The sequence below is a fragment of the Nocardia sp. NPDC058114 genome (assembly GCF_042884695.1).
Lineage (GTDB): Bacteria > Actinomycetota > Actinomycetes > Mycobacteriales > Mycobacteriaceae > Nocardia.
Map to the genome: position 1 here is coordinate 454,778 of NZ_JBHVTK010000001.1, position 16,237 is coordinate 471,014.

The 16,237-nt window shown below is 68.7% G+C and carries 13 protein-coding genes; 6 read left to right on the top strand and 7 right to left on the bottom strand.

The annotated features are described in order from the left end of the window. Positions 1-31 precede the first annotated feature (31 nt). Positions 32-703, top strand: a complete 672-nt coding sequence (locus ACFVVI_RS02000) for a sigma-70 family RNA polymerase sigma factor (protein WP_387442510.1) — start codon at positions 32-34, stop codon at positions 701-703. A gap of 4 nt (positions 704-707) precedes the next feature. On the opposite strand, the gene ACFVVI_RS02005 is transcribed toward ACFVVI_RS02000, so the two are convergent. After that, a complete protein-coding gene (locus tag ACFVVI_RS02005; protein WP_067458738.1) occupies positions 708-1,379 on the bottom strand; it encodes a TrkA family potassium uptake protein in 672 nt (223 codons plus the stop codon). A 4-nt stretch (positions 1,380-1,383) separates the two neighbouring features. Further along, positions 1,384-2,049, bottom strand: coding sequence for a TrkA family potassium uptake protein (locus ACFVVI_RS02010; protein ID WP_056811222.1), 666 nt, complete (start codon positions 2,047-2,049; stop codon positions 1,384-1,386). A gap of 171 nt (positions 2,050-2,220) precedes the next feature. Between ACFVVI_RS02010 and ACFVVI_RS02015 the strand changes: the two genes are divergently transcribed. The 3 genes from ACFVVI_RS02015 to hpnE all read left to right on the top strand — a co-directional run bounded on the left by ACFVVI_RS02015 (position 2,221) and on the right by hpnE (position 7,040). Beyond that, positions 2,221-4,218 carry an APC family permease gene (locus tag ACFVVI_RS02015; RefSeq protein WP_387442513.1) on the top strand — a complete coding sequence of 666 codons (1,998 nt, stop codon included), beginning with the start codon at positions 2,221-2,223 and terminating at the stop codon, positions 4,216-4,218. A gap of 36 nt (positions 4,219-4,254) precedes the next feature. Further along, positions 4,255-5,613, top strand: coding sequence for a class I SAM-dependent RNA methyltransferase (locus ACFVVI_RS02020; RefSeq protein ID WP_387442515.1), 1,359 nt, complete (start codon positions 4,255-4,257; stop codon positions 5,611-5,613). A 62-nt stretch (positions 5,614-5,675) separates the two neighbouring features. Continuing rightward, complete coding sequence (gene hpnE, locus ACFVVI_RS02025) at positions 5,676-7,040, top strand: hydroxysqualene dehydroxylase HpnE (protein WP_379318454.1); 1,365 nt, start codon at positions 5,676-5,678, stop codon at positions 7,038-7,040. A 10-nt stretch (positions 7,041-7,050) separates the two neighbouring features. On the opposite strand, the gene ACFVVI_RS02030 is transcribed toward hpnE, so the two are convergent. Both ACFVVI_RS02030 and glsA read right to left on the bottom strand, forming a co-directional pair. Beyond that, positions 7,051-7,722: an SIMPL domain-containing protein gene (locus tag ACFVVI_RS02030; protein WP_387442518.1), complete on the bottom strand. Its 672-nt coding sequence runs from the start codon at positions 7,720-7,722 to the stop codon at positions 7,051-7,053. 73 nt (positions 7,723-7,795) lie between these two features. After that, entirely contained in the window at positions 7,796-9,604 is a 1,809-nt protein-coding gene (glsA, locus tag ACFVVI_RS02035) for a glutaminase A (protein ID WP_387444426.1), read from the bottom strand. 317 nt (positions 9,605-9,921) lie between these two features. Here glsA and dxs point away from each other — a divergent pair, with 317 nt between their 5' ends. Both dxs and ACFVVI_RS02045 read left to right on the top strand, forming a co-directional pair. Next, entirely contained in the window at positions 9,922-11,820 is a 1,899-nt protein-coding gene (gene dxs / locus ACFVVI_RS02040; RefSeq protein ID WP_387442520.1) for a 1-deoxy-D-xylulose-5-phosphate synthase, read from the top strand. Positions 11,821-11,926: 106 nt separating this feature from the next. Continuing rightward, a complete protein-coding gene (locus tag ACFVVI_RS02045) occupies positions 11,927-12,790 on the top strand; it encodes a 3-hydroxyacyl-CoA dehydrogenase NAD-binding domain-containing protein (RefSeq protein WP_387442523.1) in 864 nt (287 codons plus the stop codon). A gap of 21 nt (positions 12,791-12,811) precedes the next feature. On the opposite strand, the gene ACFVVI_RS02050 is transcribed toward ACFVVI_RS02045, so the two are convergent. The 3 genes from ACFVVI_RS02050 to ACFVVI_RS02060 all read right to left on the bottom strand — a co-directional run bounded on the left by ACFVVI_RS02050 (position 12,812) and on the right by ACFVVI_RS02060 (position 16,196). Then, entirely contained in the window at positions 12,812-13,651 is an 840-nt protein-coding gene (locus tag ACFVVI_RS02050; RefSeq protein ID WP_387442525.1) for a class I SAM-dependent methyltransferase, read from the bottom strand. Between the two features lie 128 nt (positions 13,652-13,779). Next, positions 13,780-14,457: a response regulator gene (locus tag ACFVVI_RS02055; protein WP_387442528.1), complete on the bottom strand. Its 678-nt coding sequence runs from the start codon at positions 14,455-14,457 to the stop codon at positions 13,780-13,782. Next, a complete protein-coding gene (locus tag ACFVVI_RS02060; RefSeq protein WP_387442530.1) occupies positions 14,454-16,196 on the bottom strand; it encodes an ATP-binding protein in 1,743 nt (580 codons plus the stop codon). The genes ACFVVI_RS02055 and ACFVVI_RS02060 overlap by 4 nt, the downstream gene beginning before the upstream one ends. Between the last annotated feature and the right edge of the window lie 41 nt (positions 16,197-16,237).

Genomic DNA, 16,237 nt, shown 5'->3' on the forward strand with positions numbered 1-16,237 from the left:
CGTCGCACGATCAATGCGTAGGAAAAACGCGATGATCGTGAGAGGACCGGCGACCATGATGGCAACCGAGCACCGAAATGAGCGACCGGCCACCGCAGCACGCCGCGACGCCGCCAAGACCCCGGCGCCCGTGCTGTCGGAGAGCAAGCGCCTCGGCGCCGAACTCGACGCGCTGATCGGCCCGGCCGCCGCCGGTGATCGCGACGCCGTCGCCGAGATCCTGCGCCTGGTGCATCCGGTGGTCCGCCGGTACTGCTCGGCCCGGATGGGCACCACCGGGCATCTCACCGTCACCGCCGACGATGTCACCCAGGAAGTCCTGATCGCCACTGTCACCGCCATCCCGCGCTACCGCGATCAGGGCAAGTCGTTCCTGGCCTTCGTCTACGGCATCGCCGCCAACAAGGTCTCCGACGCGTTCCGTCGCGGCAAGCACACTGCCTACCCCACGGCCGAGCTGCCCGACAGCGCCAGTACTTCGGCGGGTCCGGAGGAGTGGGTGCTGGCCTACGAGCGCCGCGCCGCCACCCTCGAACTGATGAAGGTGCTCGCGCCGAATCACCGAGAGGTGCTGCACATGCGCATCGTGCTCGGCTGGAGCGCGGCCCAGACCGCCGAGGCCATCGGCACCAGCCCGGGCGTGGTCCGGGTGATGCAGCACCGCGCGCTCAACAAGCTGCGTGCGGAACTGAAAGTGGCGTAGGGACTTACGGCCGCACGCCGTGCGTCGCCAGCGTGAGTCGCAGATCCTCTTCGGCCTCCACCGAGGTGACGAACAACAGTTCGTCGTCACCCTCGAACGGATCGTCGGGTTGCGGCACGATGACCCGGCCACCGCGCAGGATCGTCACCAGCGCGGTATCGCGCGGCATCTTCAAGGTCCGCACCGGCTTGCCTGCCAGCTGGGTGTCGGCGGGCAGGGTGATCTCGACCAGGTTGGCCTGCCCTTGCCGCAGCGTCATCAGCCGCACCAGATCACCCACCGATACGGCCTCCTCGACCAGCGAGGCGAGCAGCCGCGGCGTCGACACCGCCACGTCGACGCCCCACGACTCGTTGAACAGCCATTCGTTGCGCGGATCGTTGACTCGCGCCACCACCCGGCGCACCCCGAACTCGGTCTTGGCGAGCAGGGCGTGCACCAGATTCGCCTTGTCGTCGCCGGTGGCCGCGATCACCACCTCGTAGGTCTCGAGATCGGCGTTCTCCAGCAGCGACAGCTCGCAGGCGTCGGCGTGCACCCAGACGGCGTCGGGGATGGCGGCGGGGTCGATGTGGTCGAGCTGGCGTTCGAGCAGCATCACGCGGTGTCCGCCGCGTAGGAGTTCCCTGGCGATCGAGCGCCCGACCGCGCCCGCTCCGGCGATGGCGACCTTCATGTGTTCAGTCCTCGCTCAGTGGGGCCTTGGCGGCCAGGGCGATCGCCTCGCCGACTGTGCCGGACGTGGCCGCGACATAGACGACGTCGTCGGCCTGGACGATCGTCTTGGATTCGGGCAGCAGGCCCTGGCCGAAGCGCAGGATGAACGCCACCCGCACCTGCAGGTCGCGTTCCAGATCGCGCACCGTGCGACCGGACCAGTCCTCGTGCAGGGTCAGCTGGGTCACCGCGACCGCGCCGGTGGGATCGCGCCAGGTGGTGGTCGAGTTGTCACCGATGAGGGTGCGCAGGAACCGGTCGGTGGTCCACGGCACGGTGGCGATGGTCGGGATGCCGAGTCGTTCGTACACCTCGGCGCGTTTGGCGTCGTAGATGCGAGCGACGACACGTTCGACGCCGAACATCTCTCTGGCCACTCGCGCCGAGATGATGTTGGAGTTGTCACCGGAGCTCACCGCGGCGAAGGCGTCGGCGCGCTCGATCCCCGCGCGGGTCAGCACCTCACGGTCGAAGCCGACGCCGATCACCTCCTGCCCGGTGAAGCCCTCACCGAGGCGGCGGAAGGCGGTGGGATCCCGGTCGATGACCGTGACCTCGTGACCCACCCGGGTCAGCGCACGCGCCAGTGACGAGCCGACACGCCCGCACCCCATGATCACTACGTACACCGTGCACCCTCGTTCCTTGCCTACCCGTGGCGTCCGGCAAGGACCGTACCCGCCGGATGCTCCCATCGCCCATTTTCCCCGCGCCGACGCGGGGCAAACAATCCGGACATCGCCGTGACGCCGGTGAACGTGCGCGCGAAGGTGCTGGTGAACTCCTCTATGCTCAGCCCGGTGTCCAAGTTGACGACGGCAGCCAAGCGTGTGCTGCTGGGCAGGCCGTTCCGTAGCGATTCGCTCGGCCACACGTTGTTGCCCAAGCGTATCGCTCTTCCGGTCTTCGCCTCCGACGCGATGTCGTCGGTCGCCTATGCCCCGGAGGAAATCTTCCTGGTGCTGTCGGCGGCGGGCATCTCGGCCTACGTGTACGCGCCATGGGTCGGTCTTGCCGTAGCCCTGGTGATGGCGGTGGTCGTTGCCAGCTACCGGCAGAACGTGCACGCCTACCCTTCCGGTGGCGGCGACTACGAGGTCGCGACGAAGAACATCGGGCCCAATGCCGGTTTGACGGTCGGCAGCGCGCTACTGGTCGATTATGTGCTCACCGTGGCGGTGTCGATTTCGTCGGCCGCGTCCAATATCGGGTCGGCGATCCCGTTCGTCGCCACGCACAAGGTGTTGTTCGCGGTCGTGGCGATCGCGATCCTCACCGCGATCAACCTGCGTGGCATCCGCGAATCGGGGACCGCCTTCGCGATTCCCACCTACGCGTTCATCTTCGGCATGTTCGCGATGCTGGCTTGGGGCCTGTTCCGTACCTACGTGCTCGGCGACGACATCCAGGCCGAGTCCGCCGGTTTCGGGCTCAACGCCGAGGACGAGCACCTCTACGGCTTGGCCTTCGCCTTCCTGATCGCGCGTGCCTTCTCCTCCGGTTGCGCGGCGCTGACCGGTGTCGAGGCCATCAGCAACGGTGTGCCCGCGTTCCGTAAACCCAAGTCGCGCAATGCCGCGACCACCTTGCTGCTGCTGGGTTCCATCGCGATCGTGCTGCTGATGGGCATCATCATCCTGGCCCAGAAGATCCGTGTCGTGTACGCGCACGACCCCGCGCACCTGGTCGGCGCGCCCGCCGATTATCACCAGAAGACCCTGATCGCGCAGATCGCCGAAGCGGTGTTCCACGGCTTCCCGATCGGGTTCTTCTTCATCACCATCGTCACCGCGCTGATCCTGGTACTGGCCGCCAACACCGCGTTCAACGGTTTCCCCGTGCTCGGTTCGATCCTGGCACAGGACCGCTACCTGCCCCGTCAGCTGCACACCCGCGGCGACCGGCTCGCGTTCTCCAACGGCATCCTGTTCCTCTCGGGTGCCGCGATCGCGTTCGTGGTGGTCTTCGGCGCCGAGGTGACCAAGCTGATCCAGCTCTACATCGTGGGTGTGTTCGTCTCGTTCGTGCTGAGCCAGACCGGCATGCTGCGGCACTGGACGCGCCTGCTGCGTACCGAGACCGACCCGGCGCAGCGCAGGCAGATGATGCGTTCCCGGGTGATCAACGCAATCGGTCTGACCGCGACGGGCGCCGTGCTGATGATCGTGCTGGTCACCAAGTTCTTCGCCGGCGCCTGGATCGCGATCCTGACGATGGTGGCGATCTTCGTCGTGATGAAGCTGATCCACAAGCACTACGACTCGGTCTCGCGCGAACTCGACGAATCCGACTGGGACGGCGTGCTGCCCAGCCGCACCCACTCACTGGTCCTGGTCTCCAAGCTGCATCTGCCCACGCGCCGCGCGCTGGCCTTCGCGCGCGCCACCCGCCCGGACACGCTGGAAGCGGTGACGGTCAACGTCGACGACGCCGACACCCGCAAGCTGGTGCGCGAATGGGAGAACAGCGAGATCAACGTGCCGTTGAAGGTGATCGAATCGCCCTATCGCGAGATCACCAAGCCGGTGCTCGAGTACGTCAAGCGGGTGCGCAAGGACGCCCCGCGCGACGTGGTCACCGTCTTCATTCCCGAATACGTGGTCGGCCACTGGTGGGAGCAGGTGCTGCACAACCAGTCCGCGCTGCGGTTGAAGGGCAGGTTGCTGTTCGAGCCCGGTGTGATGGTGACGAGCGTGCCGTGGCAGCTCAGTTCCTCCACCAGGGCCAAGCAGGCAGCCGATGTGAACGCACCGGGTTCGGTGCGCCGAGGTTTCGAACGACCAGGACGTCGCGAATGAGCGGCGCGCCGGTCGAGGGTGAGAGTAGGTGTGGCCGTGAGTGATTGGAGCGGACAAGAATTCGAGGTGCGCCTCGGGGCGCCCGGGCACGGTGGGTTCATCGTCGGGCGCCACGAGGGCCGGGTCGTGTTCGTGCGACACGGGCTGCCCGGTGAGCTGGTGCGGGCGCGGGTGACCGAGGATCGCGGCGGTTCGTTCTGCCGGGCCGACGCGGTCGAGATCATCGAGGCGTCCCCGGACCGGGTGCCCGCGACCTGTCCGGTGTCCGGGCCGGGCGGTGCGGGGTGCTGTGACTTCTCCTTCGCGACGCCCGCGGCGCAGCGCGCGCTCAAGGCCACGGTGGTGGAAGAGCAGTTGCGCCGGTTGGCCAAGATCGAGCGTGAGGTGACGGTCGAGCCGATCGCCGGTGATTCGGGTGAGGTCACCGGTGGTTGGCGCACGCGGGTGCGGTTGGTCGTGGACGGCGCGGGGCACGCCGGTGTGCACCGTCACCGCAGCACCGAGGTGATCGCGGATCTGCGCTGCCCGCAGCCTGTCGCCGGTGCGCTCGACGGCGTCGCGGACCGGTTGTGGACGCCGGGGGCCGATCTGGTCGTCGCGCTCGACGGTGACGGTGTTCGTCATATCGTGGAACTGGCCGAGACTCCTGTTTCCGGTCCCGCCGGTCGCCCGGAGACACCGCGTGGCGCGAGCCGTGGTCGTGGCCAGCGGCCGGGGCGTCGTCGTGAGTCGGCGCCGCCGACGGGTGACGAGCGTGGGGCGATCCGGGACCGGGCGGCTTCGCGGAAGTCGGCGATGAACGCGCCTCGTGAGGAGTGTGTGGTCGAGGGTTCGGGTCGCGTCGTCGAGTATGTGGCGGGGCGTCGCTGGGAGTTGTCGGCGACCGGGTTCTGGCAGGCGCATCGCGGTGCGGCGCAATGTTATTCGGACCTCATCGCCGAGTGGTCGGGGCTCGCTCCCGGCGGTTCGGGGTGGGATCTCTATGCCGGTGTGGGCGTGTTCGCTGCCCGCTTGGCCGAGCAGGTGGGGCAGACCGGGGCGGTGACCGGTGTCGAATCCGCTCGTTCGGCGGTTGTCGACGGAGTGGCGGCGCTGGGGGATCTGCCCTGGCTGGAATTGCGTAGTGAGCGGGTCGAGCCGTGGGCTCGAAGTGCTTCCGGTAGGCCCGATGTCGTGGTGCTCGATCCGCCGCGGGCGGGGGCGGGCAAGGATGTCGTCGCCGCTGTCGCCGATGCCGATCCGCGCCGGATCGTTCATATCGGTTGCGACCCGGCGGCTTTCGCTCGTGATCTGGGGTTGTACCTGGATGCCGGCTATCACCTGGCGGAGCTGCGGGCCTTCGACGCCTTCCCGGCGACGCACCATGTCGAATGTGTCGCGCTGCTCGACCGCTGAGTGTTCGGTGATCCCGGACGATTCCGCCGATAGAAAGAGAGAGTTCGCGCTACATTGTCTCAATGGTGGACGTGAACGACGCACGCCGGTTCGTTGTCATCGGGGGTGGGCTGGCCGGGCTGGCCGCCGCCGTATGGCTGGCGGAAGCCGGTGAACAGGTAACCCTGCTGGAGCGGCGAGGTCGGCTCGGCGGCCGCACGCAGGCGATGCGGGTCGCCGAGGTGGACGACCTCGCCGACAACGGCCAGCACGTGGTGGCCAGTGGATACCGGAGCCTGTGGCGGTATCTGGAGAGCGTGGGCACGCGGCACCACGTGGAATTCCCCGGCGCCGGGAGCTTGCGCTGGCCGGGTGGTCGCGCAGTCATGTTGCACACCAAGGGTTTCGCAGCCGTGCGCACACTGATGGGTGCGCATCCCGACGCGGGACCGCTGGAGCGGCTGCGTGCGCTGCGTTCCGCGCTCACCTTGGTGCGCCAAGCGCTGTGGCAGCCTGCCTACCTCGCCGACATCACCACCGACGAGTGGTTCCGGCGGCTGGCGATGCCGCCGAAAGCGCGCGAGGCCCTGTGGGATTGGCTCGCGCTCGGCATCGCCGCGGAACCGGTGGACAGGGAGTCGGCGAAGGTGTTCGCCGATGTGCTGGCCACCGGGGTCCGGATCGGGATGCGGACGCGCACAGGCGTGACGATCGGCTACCCCACCGTGGATCTGGACACCCTCTACATCGCCGGTGCCGAGAAGGTTTTCGAACGCCACGGGGTCGACGTGCGCTACCGGGCGGTGGCCCGCAAGGTCGTCATCGTCGACGGCAAGGCGACCGGGGTGCAACTGGCGGACGGCTCGGTCGTCGACGCCGACGCGGTGATCTGCGCGGTTCCCAACACCAATATCGGCGGGCTCCTCGACGACCTGCCCGAACACGCCGAAATCTACGCTGCCGCAGACAAACTGGGTTTCACCCCGATCGTGAGCACGAACCTGTATCTGGACCGGCCGCTGAAAACCAAGTCGGCCATGGAGGCGCTGATCGGCGGCACCGGAGTGATCGATCAGGTCTTCGACCGGCAGCGCATGCATCAGCGCGCGCCCGATGGCACCTGGCTGTACTGCCTGACGACCAGCGGCGCCTACGAGCAGATCCACAAGAGCAACAGCGAGATCGTCGCCGAGCAAATGGATCTCATCCGCCGCTATTACCCGGAAGCCGCCGACGCTCAGGTCGTCACCGGTCATGTGGTGAAGATGCCGAAGGCGACCTTCTCCCAGGTTCTCGGCACCGACAACCTGCGCCCCGACCAGCGCACCTCGGTCCCGAACCTGATGCTGGCCGGCGATTGGACCCGCACGGACTGGTGCGCCACGATGGAAAGCGCCGTCCAGAGTGCCGAACGCGCCGTCGAAGCGCTGCTCGCGCAGCCGGAGTAGACCGGCCGCGCTAGTCGAGGGCCCAGGTGATGCGGACGCTTGCGCCGACTTCGGTTTCGCCGGGGACCACGGGAACCGGGGAGCCGGCCCGGGCCATCAGCATGGGGGAGGAGTCCATTTCCGCGCTGATGTCGTAGGCCCGGGACGTCGGCGGCGAGGTGTCCTCGGTGATCTGGAGGACGGCGCCCAGGCTCACCCCGGCGCGGGTCGCGTACTGCTCGGCTTTCGCCTTCGCGTCGTCGTAGGCCGCGTCGCGGGCTTGCTCGAGCAGGGGGGCCGGGTCGGCGACGCCCCGGGTGAGGCCGCCGAGGCGGACGTCGTCGCCGCCCGCGTTCACCGCGGCGGCGACCGTTTCGGCGGGGTCGATGCCGGTGCCTTCGCGCAGCGACACACTGAGGCCGGTGGAGGCCAGGTATCCGGCGATCTCGTTGCGCCCGTTGTCGGTGTAGACGGTTTCGGTGCGCACGCTCAGGCCGCTGGTGGCCATGTCCGCGTCACTCACCCCGGCGGTTCGCAGTGCCGCGACGACCGCGCTCACCCGGTCACCGGCACGCCCGTAGGCCCCGGCGACGGTGTCGGCGCGCGATTCCACCGACAACGTCAACCGGATCAGATCGGGGATCGCGCGCACCGCGCCGCGCCCGAAGGTGGTCGTGCTCGCCTGCCAGGACTTCTTGCTCACCGCGGTACTCCTGTCGGTCGAAGGCTGCTGTGCTGCTCAACGTCTCGCGTGAGGACCGAGTTCCGCCGGGCGGTCAGTAGTTCTCGGCGTTGCCCGAGATGGTTCGGACAGTGGCTTCCATCTGCGCGTACGCCCCGGCCGCGAGCCGTTGCAGCAGGGCGAGTTTCAGTTGCGGGTGCTGCTCGGCGAGCTCGTCGAACACGGGCGCGCTCATCACCGCCACCCGCAGCCCGGTCTCGGCGACGATGTCGTTGACGAAATTCTCGCCGGTCAACATCGGGATCTCGCCGAACGACATCCCCGACGACAACGTCACCAACCGGTGCACCCGCCCGTCGGTACCGGCGAAGGTGGCCCGCACCCGCCCGGCGAGAATCAGATACAGCCCGGACCGTGGCTCGCCGCGCTCGGCGATCACCTCGCCGCGGGCGAAGGTGCGGGCGACGAAATCCGCGCACAGCCGGTCCCGGTCGGCGGGGGCGAGTCCCACCAGCAGCGGATGCTCGTCGAGGTCGATCGACGCGGCGGCGCGCGTTCCCGGCGGCCGATGCCGGTCGAGCACGATGTCCTCACACCATTCGGTCGCGGTGTCGCGATCGACGAACACCCGCCCGCGCGGATCGTCCGGATCCAGACTCGACACCTCGTGACCGAGCTTGGCATCGGGATCGACCAGCGCCACCCGGCTACCCCGGCGCACCAGTTCGGCCTGCAACTGCTCGACCATCCCGCGAGCCACCTGGCTCACCTCACCGACCCGGCGCAGGTCGATCACCAGCGCGTCGAGCTCGTCGGCGTTGCCTTCGATCGCCCGCACCGCCCGTTCGGCACCGGCGAACAACAGGTCGCCGTGCAGCTCGTAGACCCGCGCACGGTCACCATGGGCGGCCAGCACCTCGGCGTCCTCGGGGGTGCGGCGCAGCCGCGACGGCAGCTGCGCGACCGAGTAGTCGGCGCGGATCGCGGTGCGCGCCGATCGGGTCACGTGACAGAAGTGCAGTTCGAGCCGGCGCGACAGCTCCCGGCACGCCGCCACCCCGCGCACACTGTTGCCCTGCCCGTCCAGCCTCGGTGAATACACCGAGATCCCGAGCTGACCGGGCAGCACCGCGATGATCCCGCCGCCGACCCCGCTCTTGGCGGGCAGCCCGACCGTGGTCACCCAGTCACCGGCGGCGTTGTACATGCCGCAGGTGGTCATCACACTGAGCACCCGTTCGGTGAGCGAGGTCGACAGCGCCCGTTCACGAGTCTTCGGATTGACTCCGTTGTCGGCCAGGGTCGCCGCCATCACGGCCAGATCGGTGCAGGTGATCTCGATCGAGCACTGCCGGAAGTACCGGTCGACCACGTCGTCCGGATCGACGTCGATGATGCCGACCGAGCGCAACATGTACCCGATCGCCCGATTGCGGTACCCCGTGCGGGCTTCGGATTCGTAGACCGCCTCGTTCATCGTCAACTCGCGTCCGGCGAAGCGGGAGTAGCAGCGACGGACCCGCTCGAACTTGTCGGCGGCGTCGCGGCCGTCGATCAGCGAGGCCGCGGTGATGGCCCCGGAGTTGATCATCGGGTTGCTCGGGCGCTGAGTGTCGGGTTCGAGGCTGATCTCGTTGAACGGTTCACCCGACGGCTCCACGTCGATGTGCTCGGCCACCCCGTCGAGTCCGCGATCGGCCAGCGCCAGCGCGTAGGTGAACGGCTTGGAGATGGACTGGATGGTGAACCCGATGCCGGTGTCACCGACCTGGTAGACGAGCCCGTCGGCGGTCGCCAGGCACAGTCCGAACGAATCCGGTGCGACGGCGGCGAGCTCGGGGATGTAGTCGGCGGGTGCGCCGGAGGTGTCGTCGCGACAGACCGCATACACCTCGTCGAGCATGCCCGCCACCACACCCGGGTCGATCGTGCGCGTCGCGCCGTGCGGTCGAGTCACAGCGTCACTGTAGGTCGCAGCGCTGGTGGCCCGGTCCTGGACGCGCGGGGGAGATTGTCCTCACAGCCCAGAACTCGGTGAGGTAAGCCTTGGTCGAAGACGATTTCCGCCCGCGCGTCCTGTTCACCGGGCCTGCGGCGGTATCGTCGTCGCGACCGTAGCGCTCGCCGTGCCCGTGCTGGGAAGGGCCCGCGAGCCTGTGCCCGTCCCGCGGGCAAATACACTGGGCTGATCACAATGTAGTCCGGAGGGAGCGAGTTCAGGTGGGAGTGCTGTCGCGGGTGGATTCACCCGAAGATCTGCGCCGGCTGAGCGTGCCGCAGCTGCGGGAACTGGCGGACGAGATCCGCGAGTTCCTGGTGCAGAAGGTCGCCGCCACCGGAGGCCATCTCGGCCCCAATCTCGGGGTGGTCGAGCTGACCATCGCCTTACACCGGATTTTCGATTCGCCCGCCGATCCGTTGATCTTCGACACCGGCCACCAGGCGTATGTGCACAAGATCCTCACCGGTCGCAAGGATCGCTTCGACTCGCTGCGCAGCCGTGACGGTCTGTCGGGCTACCCGAGCCGCGCCGAGAGCGAACACGACTGGGTCGAGTCCTCACACGCGTCGGCCGCGCTGTCCTACGTCGACGGCCTCGCGAAGGCGTTCGCGCTCACCGATCAGGACCGCACCCCGGTCGCGATCGTCGGGGACGGCGCGCTCACCGGCGGTATGTGCTGGGAGGCGCTCAACAACATCGCGGGTGCGCCCGATCGCCCGGTGGTGGTGGTTGTCAACGACAACGGCCGTTCCTATGCCCCCACGATCGGTGGACTCGCCGACCGGCTGACCGCCCTGCGTACCCAGCCTGCCTACGAGCACGCGCTCGACGCCGGGAAACGCATCCTGAAAAGCATTCCCGCCGTGGGTGATTCGGCGTACTCGATGGTTCACGCGCTCAAGGCCGGGATCAAAGACGCGGTGAGCCCGCAGGAACTGTTCTCCGATCTGGGCATGAAGTACGTCGGCCCGGTCGACGGCCACGATCTCGTCGCGCTCGAGGCGGCGATGCGGCGCGCCAAGGACTTCGGCGGTCCGGTCGTCGTGCACGTGGTCACCCGCAAGGGCAACGGCTACGAGCACGCCGAGAACCACGTCGCCGACCAGATGCACGCCTGCGACCCGATCGACCCGCTCACCGGCCGCCCGCTGGCGGGCAAGAAGGCCAAGGGCTGGACCGCGGTGTTCTCCGAGGAGCTCATCGAACACGGTGCGCGCCGCGACGACATCGTCGCCATCACCGCCGCCATGCCGGGCCCCACCGGCCTGGCCGCGTTCGGCGAACGCTTCCCCGAGCGCATGTTCGACGTCGGCATCGCCGAGCAGCACGGCATGGCTTCGGCCGCCGGTCTGGCACTGGGTGGTATGCACCCGGTGGTCGCCATCTACGCCACCTTTCTCAACCGCGCGTTCGACCAGCTCCTGATGGACGTGGCACTGCTGAAGCAGCCCGTCACGGTCGTGCTGGATCGCGCGGGTATCACCGGCCCCGACGGCGCCAGCCACAACGGCATGTGGGACTTCTCGCTGCTGGGCATCATCCCCGGCATCCGGGTCGCGGCCCCGCGCGACGGTGCCACGTTGCGGGAGGAGCTGGCCGAAGCGCTCGCCGTCTCCGACGGCCCGACCGTGCTGCGGTTCCCGAAAGGCAGTGTCGCCGAGGACATCACGGCCGTGGAACGTCTCGACGGGCTGGATGTGCTGCGACTGGCCGTGCCCGGTGCGGGCTCCGCCCAGTCCCAGCACGGTGACGTCCTGATCGTCGCCGTCGGCCCCTTCGCCGACACCGCGATGAAGGTCGCTGAACTCCTCGAACCCCAAGGCATTTCGGTCACCGTCGTCGATCCGCGCTGGGTCATCCCGGTGTCGGACACCTTGGTCAAGCTCGCGGAGAACTACCGCCTCCTGGTCACCGTCGAAGACGGCGGCCTGCACGGCGGCATCGGCTCCACCGTCTCCGCCCGCCTGCGCGACGCGGGCCTGGACGTCCCCACCCGCGATCTCGGTGTGCCCCAGCAGTTCCTGGACCACGCCTCCCGCAACGAGATCCTCGAAGAACTCGGCCTCACCCCCGACGCCATCGCCCAGCGAATCGGCGGCTGGCTGCAATCACGCTGATCAGAGCCGGATAACGCCCGCCGCGTGTCGGGCGTTGTCCGCCTCGGGCGTTGCGTACCCTCGCTGCCGAACGGTCCACTCGAGATTCCGATCGGCGGGAGAGCTCATGGCGAAGGTGGCGATCGTCGGGGCGGGCGTGATCGGTATCGGCTGGGCGAGGCTCTTCGCCCGGGGCGGTTGGGACGTCGCACTGGCCGATCCGCGACCCGACCTCGAACAGATCGTGGCCGACGATCTGTCGGGTCTGCCGGTCACCGCCCACGCCGAGGCCGGATCGGCCGCCGAGGGCGTCGACTATGTGCAGGAGGCGGGCCCGGAACGGCTCGAGTTCAAGCACGAGGTCTTCGCCGAGCTGGCCGCAGCCACCGCCGACGACGTGGTGCTCGCCTCCTCCTCGTCCTCGCTGCTGCCCACCGACATCGCCCAGGGCAGCTCCGTGGCCGGCCGCATCCTGATCGGCCACCCCTTCAACCCGGCGGACCTGATGCCCCTCGTCGAGGTGGTTCCCGGCGCGAAGACCGCCGATGCGGCGGTGGACCGGGCGATGACGGTCTATCGCGAGCTGGGCAAGACACCGATCCGGTTGCAGCGCGAGATCCCTGGTTTCGTCGGCAACCGACTGCAGAAGGTCTTCAACGACCAGGCGATCTACCTGGTGCAACAGGGCATTATCGCCGCGGAAGACCTCGACGACCTGGTCAAAGCTTCGCTCGGACTGCGCTGGGCCACCGTCGGCCCGTTCGAGGGCATGAACCTCGGCGGCGGCCCCGCGGGCATCCGCCACCTGATGGACAACGTCGGCTCCCAGATGACCTTCGACATCGGCTCACCGGACAAGTCGGCCATGGGCATGGTGGTCCAGCAAGTCGACGCCGCGTACGGCAACGGCGAGCAGCAGTACGAGCAGGGCGTGACGGCCCGCGACGAGAAGACCCGCGCGATCCTGCACGCCCTCGGCGAGGGTGCCTGAGACTGCGCGGCCCGAAGGTGCCTAGTGGCGAGGACGCCGGGCGACGACGGCGAAATTCAGCGGGATGCGCGGTGCGCCGGCGGGCAACGTCCACCCCTGCTCGCAGGGCACGAGATCGGCGAACGCGGGCCAGTCCATAGTGGGCAGCTCGGTCAACGCCTCGATGACGAGCCCGGCTCCGAGCAGCGCGCCGACGATCTCGCCCAGGTCGTGGCGCCACTCGTGATTGGTGGTGTGCGCGATCTGCCCTTCGGATTCCTCGGTGTAGGTCCCCGAGTCCGAGTAGCTGCGAGCGCCGCCACCGCCGAGATAGTCGTCGTCGATCTCCCACGGTTCGAACTGCATCGCACCCAGAATCGGATGGTCGTCGCGGATCACGAACACCCCGCCCGGTTCGAGCAGGTCATGGATCGACCGCGCCCACGCGGTGAGCTCCGGCAGCCAGACGATGGTTCCCGCACTGGTCACGATGGTGTCGAAGCGCCGATCGAGCAGGGAGGAGGCGAACCGCGCGTCGCCTTCGACCCAGGTGATGTCGCGACCGTCGGCCTCGGCGATCCGCGCGGCGTGCCGCAGCGAGTTCGGCGACAGATCCAGTCCGTGTACCTCGATCGCGCCCAACCGCGCCCAGGACACGGTGTCCGTCCCGATGTGACACTGCAGATGCAGCAGGGATCGCCCCCGGATCCCGGATTCCGGTAGGTGCGGGGCCAGTACCGCGAGATCGTTGCGCACCACCGAGGAAATGTCGTCCGGATCGGCCAGAAAGGCGTCGACGTCGTACATCCGCGAACGCGCGTGCACGTCGGCCCGGTCGTCCCAATTCGCGCGGTTGGCGGCGATCGCTTCGGCTTCGAGCACGGCATGACCTTTCGACGGCGGTGTGACGGCGAGGATCAACGCTAGTTGGCGGGCCACTGTCGGGTCGACTGATTTTGTGCCGCCGGGTCTCTCGGCACGCATCGGGTTGCCGAGACTGGTCGCGTCGCTCAGGGCGTGCGGCGGATCGGGGAGTATTCCTGTTCGGGCCGGCCGGTGGTGCCGTAGCGAAGTTGCATGCGTAGATCGGCGGTGGTGACGAGGGCAGCCAGGTAGCGCTGGGCGGTGGCCCGCGAGATTCCGATGGCGGTGGCGACCTCGCCCGCCGACATCGGGGCGGTGGCCCCGTGCACCGCTCGGAGTACGAGTTCCCTGGTGGGGGAGGCGGCGGCGGAGCCCCGGTCCGGGGTGGCCGGGGTGGGCCGCAGCGCGTCGAGTGCCGCGTCGACCTCGCGTGCGCTCACCTCGGGGACGGCGAGGATTCTGCGGTAACGGGCATAGCCGGCCAGGCGGGCGGCGAGGACGGTGTGATCGAACGGTTTCACCAGATACGCCAGCGCTCCCGCCGCCGAGGCGGCGCGGACCGTGGCCGATTCGGTGGCAGCGGTGAGCATCATGGCGTCGCAGTGCAATTCGCGTACCAGGTCGATGCCCGAACCATCCGGCAGATAGACGTCGACCAAGGCGAGATCGATGGCGGTCGTGGCGAGTGCCTGCCGGGCGGCGGCAACGGTGTTGACGACCGCGCCGACGACGAATCCGGGTAGCGCGCCGACGATTCCGGCATGCATGTTCGCCACCCGGAAGTCGTCATCGACCACGAGCACGGTGTAGTCGGGCCGGTTCACGACACTTCTCCCTCGCTGAGCACGCCGGGTAGGCGCGCGATGAACTCCGCCCCGCTCAGTTGTCCACAGGCGCCGGCGGCCGAGGCCAACCACACATCGCCACCGAGCGCCCGAGCGACCTGCCGCGACAACGCCAGCCCCACCCCGCGACCCCCTGGCACCCCGCCACCGTGTTTTGTCGAAACCCCGTCGGCGAACAGCGAATCCACCAATTCCGGTCCGATTCCCGGGCCGCTGTCGGCGACGGTGATGTGCAGCGTGGATCCCTCCTGCACCAACTCGACCTCGACGAGCGCGCGGGCCTGCGCGCCGGACTCGTCCGCCACGGAATCGTCGCGGATGTGCGCGTCGAACTCGGCGGGCACGTCCGGCCCCGTGGCGGCTTCGACGACGCGCACGGCATCGATGGCATTGTCGAGCAGATTGCCCAGCACTGTCGTCACATCCACCGGCGCACCGAGATTCGCGTCCACCCAGGTGCTCGGCCCCAGCCGCAACGACACCCCGTTCTCCCTGGCATGAGCGGCCTTGGCGGCGAGAAACGCTTGCAGATACGGATCGCGCACCGCATCGATCCCCGGCATCGCGGCACCGAGCGGCCCCGACCCGAGCAGCTCGTCGATGTATTTCGCGGCCTCGCTGGGCCGATCGCCGTGCAGCAACCCACTGAGCAGGTGCAATCGGTTGGCGAACTCGTGCCGCTGCGCCCGCAACACCGTGCTCATCGACCGCACCGCGTCCAGCTGCCGGGTCAGCGACTCCACATCGGTCCGATCGCGCACATCGAGCACCGCCCCCAGCGCGCGCCCCTCGCGGGTCACCGTCCTGGCGGTGACCACGACGATCCGATCGCCGATCGCCGCCTGCACCGGCTGCCCGTCGGCGGCGCGAAACGCCTCGAGCACGCGCGGCGTGAGCCCGATCGAATCCACCGAACGTCCACTGTCCCCGTCGATTCCGAGCAGGGCGCGCGCCTCGTCGTTGATCACCGTCGTGCGCCACCTGGCATCGACCGCGACCACCCCCACGCCGATCCCGTGCAGCACCACATCCTGTTCGCGCACCAGTTCGGCCAGCTCGGCGGGCTGCAAGCCCAGGGTCAACCCGTGCCACCGCCGTGCCAGCAACACCGACCCCGCGATCCCCGCGAACAGCGCGCCCATCACCAGGACGGCGGCCCGGCGCAGGTCGCTCACCAGCTGATCGCTCACCGCCTCGGTGGAGATGCCGACACTCACCTCGCCCACCACCCGATCCGAACCGGGCTCGCGCACCGGCACTTTCGCCCGCACCGAGTCGCCGAGTGTGCCGTGCTCGCGAATCACCACCTCGCGCCCTGCCAACGCCTCCGAGGGATCCGTGCTCACCTTCTGACCCAGCCGCGCCGGGTCGGGATGCGCCAACCGCAACCCCGCGTCATCGGTGATCACCACGAACAGTGCCCCCGTCCGCAGGCGCGCCGCCTCGGCCGTCTGCTCCAGTTCCCCGCTCGCGAGCTCCGCGCGGAGCAATGGCCCCGGCTCCAGCGCCGCGTACCGGGCGACCTCCTCGCGCACCACCGGATCACTGGCGACGGTGCGCGCGATGGCCAGAGCCCGCTGCCCGTACTCGGCCGACAACCGCTGATCGCTCAGGTAGGCGAACACCCCGAACGCCAGCCCCAGGATCAACGCCACCAGCGCGACCTGCAGCAACACGATCTGTGTCCGCAGCCGGACACCACGGGGGAACAGCCTCACCGGCTCAGTGTAGGCACCCCCGGTGACCATGAGCACAATGC